Source organism: Cobetia sp. PDI-12MA (genome assembly GCF_059507695.1).
Window position 1 is genome coordinate 1,464,869 of sequence record NZ_CM183351.1, and the last position, 17,417, is coordinate 1,482,285.

Sequence of the window (17,417 nt, forward strand, 5' to 3'; positions counted from 1 at the left end):
GTACGTTACTGGGCGTAGCCTTCATCGGTGGCGCTGGGGGTCGTCATTACCACGCTGTCTTGCCAGTCCGCGTAGGTCTGGCCGGTGGCTTCTGTCTTCCAATGCTCGCGCCCATTGGCTGCACGACCGGACACCACCGCGGCGGCGGCGCTGGGGCTCGAGAAGGCCTGATCGGTAGAAAAGCAGCGTAATCCCTTTTCCGCCTCGATCAGCACCCCGTTATCACAGAGTTGCTGGTAAAGGTTCTGATAGCCCCCGCCTTTGCCTGTCCAACTACCCTTGGCCAATGACCCCTTCAAGACATAGAACTCGCCTTCGATTTCTTTGCCCAGCGCCTTGATACCGAAACGTGATACCTCTGCCACAAAGAGTGGTGATGCTTGAGCACTGATGTCTGTCGGTTCGACAATCGTGCTGGAAGCTGAGGGCTTGGGTCGCTCACGCAGGAAGTCGAAGCTGAGCACCGGCAGCACGGTGCGAATCTGTTCCATGAAGAACGCCATGTCGGCGCGGTCCGATTCCGGAAGGCCGCCGTACTCATGGGCGGTGCCATTGAGCAGACGGCATTGGCCGGCCTCACGTGCGGCCTGCATCAACAGGCTTTCGAGATGTTTGACGTGGGCCTTGGTCAGGTTCTGGTCCTTGCTTGTCACCAGGCACACCCGCTCCCAGAAGTCCTTACCGCCTTTGTCCTCCGGGCGGTTGTGCTGTTTGAGGCGGGTAGCCACATCGTCACTTTCGCCGATGTACACCGACGGCAGAGCACTATCCTCGGCGGGTGGGCCGATCAGGAAGTAGATGCCGGTGCGACTGCACTCGGGACGCTGCACCAACTGGCTCAATTTGCCCCGCGGGCCGGTGATGACATGGCCGGTCCAGTTCATGATCTCGGCTGTCATCAGGCCACTCGGTGTGCCATCGACTAGAAATAGCCGGATGCTGCGCCCCTGGCTCATACGCTGGCCTCCGCTGGCTCGGCTGCTGTCTGGTTGGCCTTTGGCGGCTGCCAGTCACGCACGTCAATTTTGCCGGTGACGGCGGCCGAAATCAGGGCAGATCGGCGCTCTTGGAGAAGGTTAGATAATTGTTCCGCTGTATCAATAGTTTGGTTGGTAGAACTAAGAAATCCTGACAGCTTGTCATAGATATCTTGCTGTTCATGTTTAGGTGGTAACGGAACCCAAGTTTCAGATAAGCTGTTAGCATATATTACATCGATAGTTGTAGAGTTGCTTGCTACCTTAAGCTGATCTGTGGCCAATGTTGTTTGGCTAAACATTAAAGTGAAGAAGGATGTAATAACAATGTGGTGGTTCAGTCTTAGTCTTATTATACAAGGATGAATGATTCCTAGACCTGCATCGCTATCAACTTCAGAGATCTTTCCTATAGTGCCTCGAGAAGTGATTAAAACATCCCCTTTTTTCACCATAAAAGAGATTAAATTTTCAAATTTTTCTTTAGTGATAAATGCAGAGTTGTTGAAATCTCTGCTAATTACTGTAGATTGATTGTATACCCTATAATCCGACTCTTCTACAAAATCATTACCCTTTATATCGCTGCCAAAAGGACCTGGTCTAATACTATCTTTGCCAGGCTGGAGAATATTTTTTACTCTTTTAGTCTCCCAATGCGCCGGCACTTCTCCCAGCCACTCCACACCGGAGTCCTTCATCGGTACATTCGGGTCCAGGCCCTTGGTGACAGCGTGCGAGATCACCGCCTGACGCTTCTCCTTGAGGAGGGCGATCAGGCGTTGTTGCTCCTCGATCAGCGCATCGATACGCGCGGTTTCGTGATCGAGGAAGGCCGCGATGGTGGTTTGTTCTTTTTCGCTAGGTAGTGTAATCGATAGGTTATCAATGGCATATTGGCCTAAGCCAACCCTAGTGAGGCCATTCGCAGATGTAGCAAAGTATCCCTTAGCTATATGTGTCTCAAAAAATAGCTTTAGATATAGGCCAACCAGCTCTTTTCTTGGTCTGGCAATAGATAAATGATAGCCGCATACCACGTTATGTAAATCCTCGGGTACATACGCAGGATTCGCTATGTCATCTGAGCTTTCAGAATCTTTGGTAAATAGTACATCGCCTTTGACTAGAGAAAATTTATTTATTTGCTCGCATGTAGCAGTCGCGCGCATGAATGACATGTCTTTGATTATTTTGTCATTGTAATAAACGTCAGTGTAGTTGCACAGGTAGACACCTATCTCTCCATCCTTGCTTTTCTTGTCAATATTGCTGGGCATTACATCGCAGACATACTTTAGGTCTGTGATAGCCCAATGTGCAGGCACTTCGCCCAGCCACTCGACGCCCGAGTCTTTGTATTCGTCATAGGCCTTGAAGCTCATGCCGACATCTCCTCGATCATCTGCTTGATGCGGTCGGTACAGGCCTTGAGGTCGGCATCGATGGCGTCCAGCGGGCGCGGCGGCACGAACTGATAGAAGTGGCGATTGAAGGGGATCTCATAGCCTTCGATGCCGAGACGGCCAGAGAGCGGGTCACGCTTGGTGTCGTCGATCCAGGCATCGGGTACGTGGGGCTTCACTTCACGCTCGAAGTACTCCAGCACCGATTGATTCATCGGCACGTTCTCGTAGTCGCGCAGGCCGCTATCGGCTTCCGGGTTGCCGTGCTTGTCACAGCAGATATCGGCGGTGTCGCTGCGCTCGCTCAGGGCGTTCAAGACGGCCTTGAGCAGCGGGGCACCGACTTTCATGCTGGCGGGAAGCTCCGCCTTGAAGGTGGCCTTGAGCACCTTGGTAAAGGCGTCACGGTTGGTGAACAGGGTGTCCGGCAGGGTGGCGCAGGCGGCTAGCAGGGCACTGCGTTCCTCTTCCTTGAGCTTCTGGATGGCCTTCTCATCATTCAGGCGGGCGAGGCGTTCCTCACTGGCCTGGAAGTCGAGGCGTAGCGGGCGCTCGACGGTGATACGGCGGTAGCCGAAGTCTTCATTGGCGAAAATCTTGCTGCGCGGCGCGCCGTCTTGCGTGAGGCTCTCGTCGTCCCCGGCAAAGCTACCGTAGAGGCGCACCAGCTCTTCAATCTGGCCGTCTTCCAGGTACTTGCGCTTGCTGCCGAGCGACTTGCGCATCTTGCTGCCCATGTCACCGGCGTTGATCAGCTGCACCTTGCCCTTGCGTGCCTGCGGCTTGCGGTTGGAGAGAACCCACACATAGGTGGCGATGCCGGTGTTGTAGAACATGTCCGTCGGTAGCGCGATGATGGCTTCCACCATGTCACGGGTGAGCAGGTAGCGGCGAATCTCGGACTCACCACTGCCAGCACCGCCGGTGAACAGCGGCGAGCCATTGAGGATGATGCCAATACGCGAGCCGCCATCGCTGGGCGCACGCATCTTGGCGACCAGGTGCATGAGGAACAGTAACGAGCCATCGGAGACACGCGGCAGGCCGGGGCCGAAGCGGCCATCGTGGCCCTTGAGGGTGTGCTCATCGGTGATCTGCTTCTGCACCTTTTTCCAGTCCACACCGAAGGGCGGGTTGGAAAGCATGTAGGCGAAGCGCTCACCGGGCAGCTGGTCATCGGAAAGAGTGTTGCCGAGCTTGATCTGGTCGATACCCTGGCCCTTGATCAGCATGTCGCCCTTGCAGATGGCGTAGGACTCGGGGTTGAGCTCCTGCCCGTGCAGCGAGACGCTGACGTTGTGGCTGATGTCCTGAATGTAGGCATCGCCCTCGGAGAGGAAGCCGCCGGTACCGGCTGTGGGGTCATACAGGGTAACGATACCACCGGGCGCGATGTGTTCTTCTTCACCGGTCATCAGCAGTGAAGTGGTGAGATGCACGATATCGCGCGGGGTGAAGTGCTCACCGGCAGTCTCGTTGGAGCTCTCGGCAAACTTGCGGATCAGCTCCTCGAAGATGATGCCCATCTCGTAGTTGCTGACGGCCTCGGGGCTGAGGTCGATCTCCGCGACGCGCTCGACCACCTTGTAGAGCAGGTTATTGTTGCTCAGCTGCAGGACGAAATTCTCGAACTCGAAGTGCTCGAAGATCTCCCGCGCGCTGGGGCTGAAGGCCTGCACGTAGCTCATCAGGTCTTCAGATGTCTGGGTTGCGGAGAGCGTACCCAGGCTAAGCGGTGACGCATTGAAGAACTCGCGCCCGGTGGCACGCATCAACAGTTTCTCGCGCAGGGTATCCGGCTTGTCGGCGTTCTCCTCCGCCACGGCCAGTGTCTTGGCCTTGGTGTCTTGCAGTACGCATTCCAGGCGGCGCAGCAGGGTGAAGGGCAGGATGATGCGCCCGTATTGAGACTGTTTGAAATCGCCGCGCAGCAGGTCCGCGATGGACCAGATGTAACTCGCCAGCTGGGAATGACTTTCCGTGTTCACGATGATGCTCCCGCGTATGGAACTGCTTCAGGATTGCAGATAAGGCTGTAGGGGCATGATAGCGCGTCATGCTCCATGACTAAATCAGGGTATGGCGAGGTGCGTCGCATATTCAGGCAGTTAGCGAAATACCATCGTCCGAGAGGGGGGGGTAGATCGCATGTGATGCGCATATGGAATCTGTGATATCTGTATGACTACCAGCATGTAGCACTGATTATCAGAGGCATAGTGACGAATGGAGTGTCTGGACAAGCGTGCGCTTTACCTTCAAGAGGTCAGCAGTTGTGGTGGGGTTCGAGCGGCAGCGGAACATCTGGATGTGAATCCTTCTGTCGTGACGCGTCAGATCCGCAGTCTGGAGAACGAGCTGGGCGTAGCGTTGCTCGAGAGAAATGGCCGCCACGTATTGCCAACGGAGGCGGGTAGGCTCGTGTTGGAGAGTTATCTCGCACAGCGACAACTCAATTCAGAGCTACGCGATACGCTGTCACGCTGGAAGAATCTGCAGACAGGGCAGGTCACTGTCTCTGTCGGTGATGGTTTCGTGGATAGCTTCATCAAGTCGGTGTTGAGCACCGTCGCAAAGCGTTATCCGGATGTGATGATCGATATACGGACCGGCATCTATGTGCCGCGCGAGCCTCATGAGATGGTGTTACATGATGAGGTGGATATCGCGGTGACTTACGGACCGGTGGTAGACCCACGTCTGGTCGTGCATTCCTTTCCCCGCGGGCCTCTATGTGCTCTCGTGGCGAGGGACCACCCTCTGGCAGATCATGAAAGCGTCTCCGTGGCGGAGTTGGCACGTCACAAGTTGATCTTCTTGCCGGAGGTTTCGGGTTCGCAGCGTCTGGTCAATGACATCTTCCGTACGGCGGGCCAGGTCGCGACGCCTTCCTATCGTTGCAATCTGCATTCCATCTCGCGTCGGATGGCCTGTGCGGGTGTTGGTGTCGCCTTCATGACGGCAGCCGCTGCACATGAAGAGGTCTCGGCGGGCCTCCTGTCTGCCATCCCCATCGAGCATCCTTTGGCAGAGGCGACCCAAGGCAATCTGGTACGCAGAGTCGGCAGACGGCTGACGCCGGCTGCCGACTATCTATGGAAGGTGATGATGGGGATGCACTGACTCAGCTCGCCATCATGTAGACCCCCGGCCCGATGGCCCAGCCCAGCGAGAGCCATAACATCAGGAAGGCCGACCAGGCGATCAGGAAGCCAAGCGCCAGCGGGAGCATGGTGGCAACGAGGGTGCCGAGGCCCATTTCCGGTTGATAGCGCTGCATGTAGACCAGCGCCACCGAGAAGTAGGGGCTCATCGGCGAGATGATGTTGGTACTGGAATCCCCGATACGGAACATCGCCTGCACGAAGGCAGGGTCGAAATCGATCATCATCAGCATGGGCACGAAGACCGGTGCCATCAGCGCCCATTGCGCGGAGCCGCTTGTCATGAAGATGTTGAGCAGAGCCGTCATCACGATGAAGGCACCGACCAGTGGGAGGCCGGTAAAGCCTGTGCTCTGCAGGATATTAGAGCCTTCAATGGCAATGAACTGACCAAGCTCGGACCACTTGAAGTAGGCGATGAACTGCGAGATCGCGAAGAACAGCACCAGTGTCGGGGCCAGCTCGCTGGCAGATTCCGCCATCTTCTGCGGGACATCGCGACTGCTGGTGATCTTGCCGACCGTCGTGCCGTACACCAGACCAATCATGACAAAGTACAGGAACATCAGCGGCACGAGGGACTTGAGGAAGGGAGAGGGGATCAAGCCGCCATCGGCATTGCGTAGCGGTGAAGCCTCAGGCAGAACCGCGATCAAGACAAGTGCTACATAGGCCAATGTGGCCAGGCCGACGCGCTTGATGCCGGTCCATTCCTCAGGCTTCAGCTCAGGCTTTTCGCCTTGTGCCGTGAAGTCCTTGCCCATGGGCAGGACACGTTGCAAACGCGGCTCCACTACCTTGTCGATGATGAGAGTCCCGACGATGGCTAGCACGAACACCGAACAGGCGACGAAGTAGTAGTTGTCGACGGGGGAAATGTAGGCCTCGGGGTCCACGAGCCTGGCAGCATCCGTGGTGATACCGGAGAACAGAGCGTCCCCCACGGTCACGAACAGACTGGCATCGTAGCCGGCGCCGGCAGCTGCATAGGCTGCCGCGGCACCGGCGATGGGATGACGGCCCACGGAGTGGTACACCATCGCCGCCAGCGGTATCAGGATCAGGTAGTTGGCATCCGAGGCGATACTGCCGCAGATACCTGCCATGAAGACGCAGAACGTCAGCAAGACCGGAGGCGCTTTCGCGACGCTGACCTGCATGAGCGTGGACATGAGACCGACCTTGTCAGCCAGACCTATCCCGAACATGACGACCAAGATGAGCCCCAAGGGCGGGAAGTTGATGAAGTTGCTGACCACGCTGGTCAACATGAACTCCAGACCCTCAGGTGATACCAGGCTACGCACATGTACCACCGCATCGCTTTGCGGATTGACGGCAGACACCCCGAGTAGGTCCAGCAGCGCCGATGCGACGATGATCAGTCCTGCCAGAATCGTGAAAAGGATGAAAGGGTGAGGGAGCTTGTTCCCTGTACGTTCGATGGATGCGAGAACGGCTTGCATTGTTGTTGTCCTTGTTATGTTGTTCTGACCGACTTGTTCAATCGCGTGCCAGCAAGTCCTTGGCCAATGACAGGAAGACACCGCCCGCGACCGGCAGGATGTCGTCGTTGAAGTCGTAATGCTCGTTGTGCAGGTAGGCACTGTCGCCGTTGCCGACGAAGAAGAAGCACCCGGGAATTTCCCTGAGGTAGAAGGCGAAGTCCTCAGCGCCCATGGTGGGCATATAATCCAGTTTCTTGATATCACCACTGACCTGATGGTGACGAGCGATCTCGAGGACCTTGTCAGACCATTCGGCGTCATTGAGGAGAGGGGGGATCTCAAGCTCATGCGCCATTCGGTAGCTGGCGCCATGCGCGCTGCACACGCCAGAAATGACTTGCTCAAGTTGACCGGCCAGTGCATCACGCGAGGAAGTGCGGTCACTGCGGATATTGATCAGGATCTCGGCTTCGCCAGGGATGATGTTGGCCGCATCACCTGCATGGAAGGCGGCTATCGTGATCACGCCTGCTTCCAGCGGCGATTTGTGACGTGCGACCAGTCCCTGTAGTTGCTGAATGATCGAGGTGCCCACGTAGATCGCATCCACTGCCAGGTGCGGCATGGCGGCATGCCCGGTTTTACCTTCGACTGTGACCCGGAAGGTGTCGTTACCCCCCATGGCCGGGCCGGGCTTGACGAATACCTGGCCGGCCGGGAAGTTCGGACGATTGTGGTAGCCGAATATCGCGGAGACTTTCGGATTCTCCAGCACACCTTCTTCGATCATCCGCGCTGCGCCATTGCCGCCTTCCTCCGCCGGCTGGAAGATCAGCTTCAGATGCCCGGACAGGGTGCCGCGCTGCTCCATGATGGCTTCAGCCGCCAAGAGGAGTGTGGCGGTATGGCCATCATGCCCGCAGGCATGCATCAGCCCACGCTTGGTGGAGCAGTGCGAAAAGGTGTTGGCCTCATCAATCGGCAGCGCATCCATGTCGGCGCGAAAGGCGATCACGGGCCCAGGACGTCCAGTGTCCAGTTCCGCCAAGACACCTGTTTCCGCAATACCCTCGGTGACCTGGTAACCCAGCTCGCGCAGTCTCTCTGCGACCACCTTCGCTGTCTGGGTCTCCTCGAACTTCAGCTCGGGGTGCTGATGGAAGTGGTGCCTGAGTGATCTGGCCGTCTCTAACTGACTGTCGGTAAACATTGATTGTCCTTGTTCTAGTTTAGGAACTGCTTGACTACGCTAGAACAAGGCGGGAGCACGAAGGGAGGCCAGAGAGCGTCGTGTTTGTTGACCTGAGTGCAACGAATATCAGAGGGCGCTCATTTTCTTGTCTCTGAATTTGCCGGTGTAGCGGGCAAAGGTGATTGCCGGTGATGCATCCTGTCTCGCACAGCTCGGCCCCTAGTGGAGGCTGCAAAAACCAGCTGATCGGCACGCGCAAGAAGCGCTGCCTCGATAACCTATTCAAGAGGTTGGGCAGACGTGTCTACGCAGGGTCGGGTATCGCCCATTCGATGGTTTAAATTCCATGCTAAAAGCGGCCTTAAATGACGACTCTGATCTTGAAGGTAAACCGACATGGTTTATTATTTATCTTAGGAACGGAACTTAAGGTCGCTTTTCTACGTGAAAATAAACCAGTTGCTACAGAAGATCCCGCGTGACGCCGTCGTGACGACCGCGTGGATGGCGTCACACGGCGTCACCTCTGATCAGGCGCGTAAACTGGCCAACAGTGGCTGGCTGCAACGCGTGGGGCACGGCGCTTACTGCCAAGCGGGGGAGCCTCTTACCTGGGAGAGCGCCGTTTTCGCCCTGCAGACGAGCGGCGACACGGACTTTCCACCGTTTTGGCCGGGTGGCCGGACGGCCCTGGCACTGCATGGCTTTGCCCACTATCTGCCGATGGGGGAGAGCACAACATATCTGTATGGCAAGGAGGCCGCTCGGCTGCCCCGGTGGTTGAATGATGCCGAGTGGGCAGGGCGGATGGTGCTCCATTCCGAAAAGGGTCTGCCAGTGCAGCTTCCCGGCAGCTTCACGGACTACGCGCCGGATGGCAGAGCCTTCAGCTTGCAGGTATCGACCCCCGAGAGAGCCGTCCTGGAGTGGATTGCCGTGACATCGAATGAACTGCTGTTCAGCAGTGAGCTGGTGGACACCTTCGACGGGCTTAACACGCTGCGTCCGCGCCGGCTGCAGGCATTGCTGGAGGGATGCCGTTCTGTGAGAACCAAGCGGGCCTTCCTGGTGCTGGCTCGCCACGCCGGGCATGCCTGGTACGCTCGCCTGGAACCACGCCGACTGAATCTCGGCAAAGGCAAGCGGCAGCTCTGCCAAGGCGGCAAGCTGGATAGGGAATATCACGTGACGGTGCCGGAGGCGTTCCTGCATGCCGATTGACGCTCGCTACCACGAACAGGTCAGTCTGTTGGTCTCGCTGCTGCCTTTTCTCAGTGGCGAGCCGTGTTTCGCACTGAAGGACGGCACGGCCATCAACCTATTCGTGCAGCCATTACCCCGTTTATCGGTCGATATCGACCTGGCCTACTTGCCGCTGGAGCCTCGTGACGAGGCTCTTCGACGCTGTCGCGAGGCGCTACAGCGATTGACAGAAAATTTCAGAGATCGACTGCCAGGTGGCAGGCCGAGCTTCAGGATAATCGCCGGGACGAGCTGAGGATCTTGGTGCGTCGAGGTCGCAGCCAGGTGAAGGTAGAGGTATCGCCGGTGCTGCGTGGCACTCTGCACCCGCCTCAGGAGCGCGATGTTGTCGAAGCTGTGAAAGACGATTATGGCTTCGCGGCGGTGCAGGTGGTGTCACTGCCGGATCTGTATGGCGGCAAGATCTGCGCCGCGCTGGATCGCCAGCAGGGAGCTATGGCGATTTTGGTTTGCGGGGGAAGATAGGAAGGGGGGGGGGCGTAACCTGTTGATTGATCTCGCCAGATCACAATCAACATGAACTGGTTGCGCTACGGGCGATCCTACTTCCCAGTCGCTTTCACAACCAGAAGCCGAGATTTCCGATCTACTGCACGAACTGCTACGCCATGGGGTACTAGATCTGATTGCCAAGGTGGAGCGGAATCTGTCAAGATGCATTATATTTTTTTAATATAAATCAAAAGATTCGTAAATCAATGAAAAAGTCAAATGCTTTATATGCAGTCATCTTCCTGCTTGTGTTATTGTCATGCTGCTTGGCCATCTGGGTTTACTATTTAAAAGAAGGGAAGGATTTACTTAACTTTACTATATCCATGGTAGGTTTTTGTATTGCATTGCTGGCTTTATTCATTGCTGTACGTACTTATACCTCAATTGATAGCGTAAATAATATTACTAAAATGGATGGTAATATACTCGACAACGAAAGGTATGTAGTTTCGTTGCCTGAACTTATAGATAAGTTCAGGTCTAAAAATGAGATTCAATTGGAAGGAGAGCTATTTGAGTCTATCGAGTTGAGATTAAAAAAATATTCCAATACAGCTGTGCTGTTTGCTGAAACTTTACAGTATTTGATTGACGTAATTGTAATTTTTCCTGCGATTTTTAATGCAGTCAATACTGACAAGGAATACTATAAGAAACGTATGGATAGAATCCTAACGATGATAGATAAAAAGCGTGATACTCTCCACTCAGTCAGTAGGGGGAATTCAATTCAAATTACTGAGAGCATCAAACTCTTCAAAGCGGTTGTTGCTTATCAAAAATTTGTTGCTGATAACAACTTTAATGTACATGCTAGCCTTCTTCATGTTCGTGGCCCGATATTGCGTAATTCAGTAACTAGAACAATCTATCATAATTATCTGGGATTGTATTATAACAAGAAGGGCATGCATTTACTGAGAGAGTCTTTGTGCGCTGCTTCAGTTGATATCTTATCGGTTGCAGGGCTTGCTCTTGTGGGCTCAAAAGTCAAATGGCTACTCCCTTCAGTTAAAGCTGATGTGCTCATGTATTTGTGGTTTGCATGTGATCACTTTGATAAAGCGCTTGAGATATCAACGGAAGATCTTATGTGGCCAGGGTTTATTAATTATAATAAGTCTAGGACGTTGTATTTTATAAATATGATCTCTGATTCAACAGAAAACTGGGTCGATGCCATGGATGCAGCAATATTATATCGATCTAGATTAAATGTGCTTATAGATGAAGTGCTGACCGAAAATCGCTCTGATACACCAAAAGTGATTAATACACATTTGAAACATTTTTTTACTCATCAAGAGGAGCTTGCTCGACTAGTGAAGTTAAACTTAATTATTTCTGATAGGGCAAGAGGTATAAAGAAACATTCTATGCTCTATAGGGGGGCAAACATAGATAATCTTCAGAAGCAACAGCTAGTTGAGCTGTTTGTAAATTGTGATAGTTTTACTAAAATAGAATCTTACCAGGAAGATGTTATTCAAGCTCTTTTCTAATCTCGATATGGGTTGATGGATTGTTGAGTTTCGGTTTTCGACTTTTCGATGTTTTATATTGACGTAGTTATTGCACTTTGCATCTTTTTCGATTTGGTAGTAAAAGTAAATAGACGCCAGCCACGTTATCTTGTTAGCATTTGCGAACTCGTGGCTGACATATTTTCTCTGGTGAAGATCTGATAATCAGTCTATGTCCCATGCTTGTTTCAATCTCGTCACGGTATGCTCCCATTTCGGTGTTGTGGGCTTGCAGATAGTGTTCTGATTGCCGAATAGGCCGACTTCGCTAAATGCTTGTGAGGCACTGTACGAAGTGATCCAGCGGACTGGCACGAGGTATTCCGCTGTCTCCTCATCCTCTTCATCGAAGGTTCGGTGGAGCTGTGGGTAGGCGGTAGCTGTGGCAATGTCGTGAAGTCTCTGAATCCCTTGATCGGTCTGGACCGTGAAATGCTCGCCTCGGCAACGCTCTCCGGTCACCTCAGCCACGCCTACGTAGCCGGTCTTGGGGATGTTGACCCAGACTCGGTCTCCCTCTGAGAGCATAGCGAGGGTCTTCGAGTACCAGGCGGCGCCACCACCGGCAATGAAGCCATAGCGTCGCGCCAACTCCCATGGACGATTATCACCGAAGGAGGCGTAAAACTCGCCATTCCAGGGCTCCTTGCGTGCCTTGCGTGGGACAGGCAGGGGCGGTTCGTCCGGGTCGATCATCCAAGCACGACTGAGGTAATGATTTCCCTGGTCCTCGAAGGCGCTGAAGAACATAGCGTTGATCGAGAGCTGGGCATGTTCGTTGAGATAGTTGATGATTCTCTCGCTGCTGGCGTCGAGCTGAGTGGCCACGACGACTAGTTGGTGATTTTCGTTGAGGGTGACGCTGTCTAGCGTGATACCGAACTTGGCCTCAAAGGCGTCCTCGAGAGACATATGAGAGCGCTGATAACGTTGGGCAAAGTTTTGATAGATTTCTACCAGCTGGTAGTCGGCCAGGCTGACGACCCAAGAGGCATAGTCGATGGCCTGAGCCACCACGTCGCGGGGTGTCTTGTCGCGCTTGAGTTCGATGACGATAACTGTGCCGTCGGCAGCAATCGCCAGCAGGTCAATCAACTTGTTGAAGTCCGTGCGTACCTGCCGGCCGATCAACAACCAGTCCCGATTGAGGATCGAGACATCCTGCATGATCTGCTCCTCTAGCAGCCCCTCATCCGCTAGCCCAGTGGGCCGCAGCTTTTGCGGCATCTCGCCTGCAGTACCTGCCAGCTTCCAGATTCCTTGTTCTATAGCCATCAGGCGCCTCCTGGTGCTTGTTAGAGAAAGCGTTGCCTCACCCAAGGCGATGCTCTACCATGGATATCAACACGGCCCCCGCCTCTTGGCTCTCACGAGCTTACGCGGGGGTTCTTTTTTTGTGTGCTCCCACCTTCATTATGCCCACCAGCGCTCTAAGCCCGGTGGAGCCCCCATGTTCTCCAGCGTTAGCCCTCTTCTGGAATGAGGCTCCGAGAATAACTCCAGATGTGCCTGTAGACGTCGATGCCACTCGGCTTCTGGGCAAACTATCAACGCCATGTGCTGCACGATACTCAATAGCAGGAAGGGGCGGGCGAGGCGCTTTGCGTCCCTGAACTTCCACGGTACTTCACCTTGCTCGGGTAGCCTTGGCTGGTCAAGGACATTGCAGTTCCAGAGCCGGCTGTTGTGCGCGCAGACGTTACGCAGGTATTCAGCGAGCGAAGTCATCTCTGTAACACCTTCCAGTCCTGAGTGCCGTATTTCTGAGCGATCCTCACTTGGTCCGGCACCTTCATTATGACGAAGAGCTGCGAGAGAGTGCTTAAGTCCGAGGTCTCGACGGCGACCCAGATCGGCAGCCGCGGCCCGTGTTTTTGCCGATAGTGCTTGATCCAGAGGCGTTCATGAATGGTGCGGAAATTTCCGGCGTGGAGTTGGGTGCTATAGAGGGAAGGGCGCAGCTAGGCGCGCTGGGGTACAGAGGCAGCGTATCGTTCAGGCGACGCAGAGTGTCGCATTGAACTGACGACCTATACCCGCAGGTGCACCAATTCAGCTATCATTAGGTTTCATGAAATTTCACATATTCGGGTTTACGGTTGTTGACCGACTTAACAGGACGTTGGGTCGTATGGTCCTTGGACGGAGCTTGCCCTGCTGCAGCGCCGTGCGGTAGCCGTGTATATCAATTTTATAGTGTCATGAAGAAGTTAAATATCCTCTATAGACCTACTTGGCCGCAGATTCTGGGGGTGATGTTTGCTTTAGTTATTGAGCCAGATTTGTTTTGGTATCCGTTTAATGCGGTCCGTAATCTATTGAATGGCTTTGGAGTGATTTAAGATGGGGAGTGGTTTGATGTTAATCAAGGTGGCTTTTTAGATGTTTTTCACTACTAGAAATAACTTAGTTAAAAAAGGCATCCCTACAGTTTGTCTTACAAAAATAAATTGGGATGACTACTCGTATTCAACAAGCTTTGATGCAGTTCTTTATCATGACGGTAAAGTGATCGAGCTTGGAGAAGTGAAGGTGATGACTACCCAGCTAGATGATGAGTCTACGCTGGACAACAGGAAAGAAAACACATCAACAAAACTGCCTGAGACTTTTGAAAAGCTTGGGGAGGATTTTTATTCTTTAGGACAGCATCTCGATTACTATAGAGGGCTTTCCGAATTAGGGAAAGAGTTAGGTGATAAAGTTCTTCATGGTTTAAGAGATACTGCAGTTTATTATCCTCCTGAAGAGGGCGTGAAAGAACATAAAGCTTTCTGGGATTCTTTGCTTAGAGGTTCTGAAGCGAAGAAGTGTTTGAAGGAAGGTCGTGACTACTATTTTGGTTGTACAAAATATTCAAAAATAGAGTTTACTTACAAGGGGTCGGTGTTTGATAAAAGCGATTCCTCGGTGCATTTTGTTTTTGATATGTTTTCGGAGCTGCCAAGCACGATAAACGTACTTATAGGGAGGAATGGAAGCGGAAAGACGCGTCTTTTGAACAGGCTTTCTTATGATATTGTTGAGAATAATGATGACTCGGTTTTTATCCCTGAAAGACCTCCAATAAGTCGAGTTGTCGCCATTTCTTACAGTGCTTTTGATGACTTTAATATTCCTGAAAAAGAAAGAGATTACAAGTACATTGGAATTAGGAAGAGAGACGAAAAGAACGGCGATTTTGTCATTAAGTCCAGCCGAGATCATTGGAAAGATGTGAGTGATGCCCTTTGGGAAATAGAGGATGTTGAGTTACTTGAAGAGGTGGAGAGGTTTATAGAGACTTCTCTTTCAGAGCATATTGAAGATGCGAAAGATTTAAAAAAACTGAAGGCATCATTTGAGAGCATGAGTTCAGGGCAGAAAATATCTTTGAGTATCATCTGCCAGCTCTCAGCATTTTTAGAAGATGATAGTCTCGTGCTTTTTGATGAACCCGAAAACCACTTACACCCAGGGCTCTTGTGGAGTTTAATGGTAAGTTTTGATAGGGTGTTAAAGAAAAAGAAATCATTTTCTATAGTGGCCACACATTCTCCCGTAATCCTGCAGCAAATTCCTAGTGATTATATAAATGTGGTCCATAGATCAGGGGCAGTAATTTCGGCTGAGAATCTTGATAACGAAAGCTTTGGCGAGAACCTTCAGGTTATTATGGAGAAGTCTTTTGGCTTTGTAGAGCCCGAGCATGACTATAAGCAAATAATTAAAAGTTTGATAAAAGACAAGGGGTATGGTAAGGACCAAATTGAGGGATTGTTCTCTAAAAGCCTAGGTCTTCAAGCTAGAGCCTTTCTTTCCACGGCAACAAAGAAGGAAAGAAATGATTAAGTTGGATAGGAAGCCGTTTTATTCCTTTAGAGGAAGCCTGAGTAAGCTGGATGCTAGTGGGAAGTCTAGGGATGTTGTGGCCCCAATAATGAGGATGAAAAGAGACTTGGAAGCGCGTGCTATTCATTACATGAGAAATAGGCGCAGTCTTGAAAATGTAGGAGTTGTTGCTAATTTTTCGAATATATCTAGTGAGTTGAAGTCATGTTACGAGGGAATGCCAGCTCCCCTTAGAGATGAGTTAGATGATTTCAGGGTTAAGGTTTTATCAAAAATAAGGCGATGTCCTTATTGCTTGATTTCTGAGCCCTATACAAACGATCACTATTTGCCTAAAGAAATATACCCGGAGTTTTCTTTTCTGAGCTGTAATTTAATACCTTGCTGTGGTTGGTGTAACGGGAAAAAAGGAACCAGGGTGGTAGAGAATGGAAAAAGGTTGTACTTCAATCCTTATTTTGACTATTTGCCGAATGATTTTTTAGGGGTTGATGTCTCTTTAAGTGAGCTTTATGTGAGTTTTCATCTTTTAAAAGAAGATGAGGTTGTTTCCACTCATGTAGAAAAGCTTGGGTTGATAGAGAGATATAACTTCCAAGGTGTTTCAGTTATAACATACGTTATTGAGATGATGCAGATGGATGAAGATTTAAGAGATACTGAATATTTCAAGCGTGAGATGCGCAGAGAGAGAATTAAATCCGAGTCTAAGTTTGGAGTTAATCATTATGAGGCGTTGATATATAAAAAGCTAGAAGAACTGGGGCCCATGGCTTGAATCAAAACCAAAAGAGGGGCGCCTAGTCAGGTGTGGTTTCTTTTTTTTAAGGGGCGGATGCAGGCTCTGAGTGCAACACTCTATTGAATTGAGGATGGCGCTTCATTGTGTTTTGCCATCAGTTCATTCATCACCTCGATAGGGCATTTGAAGTCGAATCGTTTTCGAGGCCGCATATTCAGTTCGAAGGCAATGGCATCCAGCTCTTCCTGGCTAGTCAGCGACAGATCCGTCCCCTTGGGGAGATACTGGCGAATCAGGCCATTGATATTCTCGTTGCTGCCTCTTTGCCAAGGGCTATGGGGATCACAGAAGTAGATGGCGACGCCAGTATTTTGCGTGATAGCGGCATGCCTAGCCATCTCCCGTCCTTGGTCATACGTCAGGGTTTTTCGTGCTGCCAATGGCATTCTGTTCAGCGCGGCACTGAAGCCCTCTACGGCTGAGGTCGCAGTCGCATCATGCATCTTTGCCAGTATCAAGTATCCGCTACTGAGCTCTACAAGAGTGCCAACCGCTGAGGCATTGCCTTTGCCCTTGATCAGGTCGCCTTCCCAATGCCCAGGCATCTCGCGCTTGTCCACCTCGGGCGGGCGAAGGTGAATGCTGACCATGTCGGGGATCTGACCTCGGCGGTCCGTCTCACCACGGCGAGGCTTACGCGTACTTTTGCCATGCCGCAGGCAATGGATGAGCTCTTTGCGCAGTTGCCCAACTGGCAGCGCATAGATGGCAGTGTAAATTGTCTCGCGACAGACGTAGGCGTCTTCAAGCTTGGGTAAATTCATGTGTCGAAGCTTGCCGGCGATCTGCTCAGGAGACAAGTAGCGGCGGAGAAGGTACTCGATAAGCCTGAACCGCTCAGTACCGATGGAAAGCTTTCGCTTGGGCCGGCAAAAGCGCCGACGCTTGAGTCGCGACACTTGCGCGCGTTCAGCTCGATAGTCGTTGCCCGGCACACTATTTCGGCGAATTTCGCGGCTGATAGTGGAGGGAGAACGACTTAGGCATCGAGCAATGGCTCGGAGGCTTAGGCCTTGAGAGAGGCAAACCTGGATAGTGGCACGATCGGTGATGCTGAGTTCTGAGTATGACATGAGCGCAATACCTTACAGGGAAACTCAGGTGTTGCACTCAGAATCTGCAGCCAAGAGGTTATAGGTTTGTGTTGGCATTAAATTATTTGCCTCCAAAACTTGCTGGTTGCTGATACGGTGTCTACATCGTGTCGATGCCGTATGTACAGTGATGGTGTTCGCCTGACACATGCCCCCGTGGGCTCCCTATAGTTAAGCAGTGTTTGCCGCCGCTTTCCTGAGCTCTTTCTTCGGTGACTTGGG

15 protein-coding genes are annotated in these 17,417 nt (G+C 52.3%); 7 read left to right on the top strand and 8 right to left on the bottom strand.

Annotated features, from left to right (window positions below; translation table 11 throughout):
- Nucleotides 1–5: 5 nt before the first annotated feature.
- Genes AC5WNI_RS06295 through AC5WNI_RS06305 form a run of 3 tightly spaced genes read right to left on the bottom strand, consistent with a single transcriptional unit; the run spans nt 6 to nt 4,371 of the window.
- Entirely contained in the window at nt 6–899 is an 894-nt protein-coding gene (locus AC5WNI_RS06295) for a GIY-YIG nuclease family protein (RefSeq protein ID WP_279837522.1), read from the bottom strand.
- Between the two features lie 53 nt (nt 900–952).
- Nucleotides 953–2,362, bottom strand: coding sequence for a restriction endonuclease subunit S (locus AC5WNI_RS06300; protein WP_279837524.1), 1,410 nt, complete (start codon nt 2,360–2,362; stop codon nt 953–955).
- Entirely contained in the window at nt 2,359–4,371 is a 2,013-nt protein-coding gene (locus AC5WNI_RS06305; protein WP_279837526.1) for a type I restriction-modification system subunit M, read from the bottom strand. Before AC5WNI_RS06305 ends, AC5WNI_RS06300 begins: the two co-directional genes overlap by 4 nt.
- 238 nt (nt 4,372–4,609) lie before the next feature.
- Between AC5WNI_RS06305 and AC5WNI_RS06310 the strand changes: the two genes are divergently transcribed.
- Entirely contained in the window at nt 4,610–5,506 is an 897-nt protein-coding gene (locus AC5WNI_RS06310; RefSeq protein WP_279837528.1) for a LysR family transcriptional regulator, read from the top strand.
- Nucleotide 5,507: 1 nt separating this feature from the next.
- Here AC5WNI_RS06310 and AC5WNI_RS06315 read toward each other — a convergent pair whose 3' ends face one another.
- On the bottom strand, nt 5,508–7,013 hold the full coding sequence (locus AC5WNI_RS06315; protein WP_495928929.1) for an AbgT family transporter: 1,506 nt from the start codon (nt 7,011–7,013) through the stop codon (nt 5,508–5,510).
- Nucleotides 7,014–7,050: 37 nt separating this feature from the next.
- The gene (locus tag AC5WNI_RS06320) at nt 7,051–8,205 is read right to left on the bottom strand and encodes a M20 metallopeptidase family protein (protein ID WP_279837532.1); all 1,155 of its coding nucleotides are present in this window, start codon (nt 8,203–8,205) and stop codon (nt 7,051–7,053) included.
- A gap of 426 nt (nt 8,206–8,631) precedes the next feature.
- Between AC5WNI_RS06320 and AC5WNI_RS06325 the strand changes: the two genes are divergently transcribed.
- The 4 genes from AC5WNI_RS06325 to AC5WNI_RS06340 all read left to right on the top strand — a co-directional run bounded on the left by AC5WNI_RS06325 (nt 8,632) and on the right by AC5WNI_RS06340 (nt 11,447).
- On the top strand, nt 8,632–9,408 hold the full coding sequence (locus tag AC5WNI_RS06325) for a type IV toxin-antitoxin system AbiEi family antitoxin domain-containing protein (RefSeq protein ID WP_279837534.1): 777 nt from the start codon (nt 8,632–8,634) through the stop codon (nt 9,406–9,408).
- Entirely contained in the window at nt 9,398–9,685 is a 288-nt protein-coding gene (locus tag AC5WNI_RS06330; protein ID WP_495928931.1) for a nucleotidyl transferase AbiEii/AbiGii toxin family protein, read from the top strand. Before AC5WNI_RS06325 ends, AC5WNI_RS06330 begins: the two co-directional genes overlap by 11 nt.
- 29 nt (nt 9,686–9,714) lie before the next feature.
- Nucleotides 9,715–9,915, top strand: coding sequence for a nucleotidyl transferase AbiEii/AbiGii toxin family protein (locus tag AC5WNI_RS06335; RefSeq protein WP_495928932.1), 201 nt, complete (start codon nt 9,715–9,717; stop codon nt 9,913–9,915).
- A 233-nt stretch (nt 9,916–10,148) separates the two neighbouring features.
- Nucleotides 10,149–11,447: a hypothetical protein gene (locus AC5WNI_RS06340; RefSeq protein ID WP_279837536.1), complete on the top strand. Its 1,299-nt coding sequence runs from the start codon at nt 10,149–10,151 to the stop codon at nt 11,445–11,447.
- Nucleotides 11,448–11,633: 186 nt separating this feature from the next.
- Here AC5WNI_RS06340 and AC5WNI_RS06345 read toward each other — a convergent pair whose 3' ends face one another.
- Both AC5WNI_RS06345 and AC5WNI_RS06350 read right to left on the bottom strand, forming a co-directional pair.
- Nucleotides 11,634–12,743, bottom strand: coding sequence for a DUF8606 domain-containing protein (locus tag AC5WNI_RS06345; RefSeq protein ID WP_279837538.1), 1,110 nt, complete (start codon nt 12,741–12,743; stop codon nt 11,634–11,636).
- Between the two features lie 449 nt (nt 12,744–13,192).
- Nucleotides 13,193–13,429, bottom strand: coding sequence for an Abi family protein (locus tag AC5WNI_RS06350; RefSeq protein WP_495929172.1), 237 nt, complete (start codon nt 13,427–13,429; stop codon nt 13,193–13,195).
- A 421-nt stretch (nt 13,430–13,850) separates the two neighbouring features.
- Between AC5WNI_RS06350 and AC5WNI_RS06355 the strand changes: the two genes are divergently transcribed.
- Nucleotides 13,851–15,299, top strand: coding sequence for an ATP-dependent nuclease (locus tag AC5WNI_RS06355; protein WP_279837540.1), 1,449 nt, complete (start codon nt 13,851–13,853; stop codon nt 15,297–15,299).
- Nucleotides 15,292–16,077 (top strand): HNH endonuclease signature motif containing protein, encoded by a 786-nt coding sequence (locus tag AC5WNI_RS06360; protein ID WP_279837541.1) that lies wholly within the window; start codon nt 15,292–15,294, stop codon nt 16,075–16,077. Before AC5WNI_RS06355 ends, AC5WNI_RS06360 begins: the two co-directional genes overlap by 8 nt.
- Before the next feature lie 80 nt (nt 16,078–16,157).
- Here AC5WNI_RS06360 and AC5WNI_RS06365 read toward each other — a convergent pair whose 3' ends face one another.
- The gene (locus AC5WNI_RS06365) at nt 16,158–17,174 is read right to left on the bottom strand and encodes an IS30 family transposase (RefSeq protein ID WP_495928936.1); all 1,017 of its coding nucleotides are present in this window, start codon (nt 17,172–17,174) and stop codon (nt 16,158–16,160) included.
- Between the last annotated feature and the right edge of the window lie 243 nt (nt 17,175–17,417).

Bases quoted from the DNA above. Each gene is read 5' to 3' on its own strand.
- AC5WNI_RS06355 (WP_279837540.1), top strand. From the start codon at position 13,851: ATGTTTTTCACTACTAGAAATAACTTAGTTAAAAAAGGCATCCCTACA.
- AC5WNI_RS06340 (WP_279837536.1), top strand. From the start codon at position 10,149: ATGAAAAAGTCAAATGCTTTATATGCAGTCATCTTCCTGCTTGTGTTA.
- AC5WNI_RS06300 (WP_279837524.1), bottom strand. From the start codon at position 2,362: ATGAGCTTCAAGGCCTATGACGAATACAAAGACTCGGGCGTCGAGTGG.
- AC5WNI_RS06310 (WP_279837528.1), top strand. From the start codon at position 4,610: ATGGAGTGTCTGGACAAGCGTGCGCTTTACCTTCAAGAGGTCAGCAGT.
- AC5WNI_RS06365 (WP_495928936.1), bottom strand. From the start codon at position 17,174: ATGTCATACTCAGAACTCAGCATCACCGATCGTGCCACTATCCAGGTT.
- AC5WNI_RS06295 (WP_279837522.1), bottom strand. From the start codon at position 899: ATGACAGCCGAGATCATGAACTGGACCGGCCATGTCATCACCGGCCCG.
- AC5WNI_RS06330 (WP_495928931.1), top strand. From the start codon at position 9,398: ATGCCGATTGACGCTCGCTACCACGAACAGGTCAGTCTGTTGGTCTCG.
- AC5WNI_RS06345 (WP_279837538.1), bottom strand. From the start codon at position 12,743: ATGGCTATAGAACAAGGAATCTGGAAGCTGGCAGGTACTGCAGGCGAG.
- AC5WNI_RS06320 (WP_279837532.1), bottom strand. From the start codon at position 8,205: ATGTTTACCGACAGTCAGTTAGAGACGGCCAGATCACTCAGGCACCAC.
- AC5WNI_RS06315 (WP_495928929.1), bottom strand. From the start codon at position 7,013: ATGCAAGCCGTTCTCGCATCCATCGAACGTACAGGGAACAAGCTCCCT.
- AC5WNI_RS06360 (WP_279837541.1), top strand. From the start codon at position 15,292: ATGATTAAGTTGGATAGGAAGCCGTTTTATTCCTTTAGAGGAAGCCTG.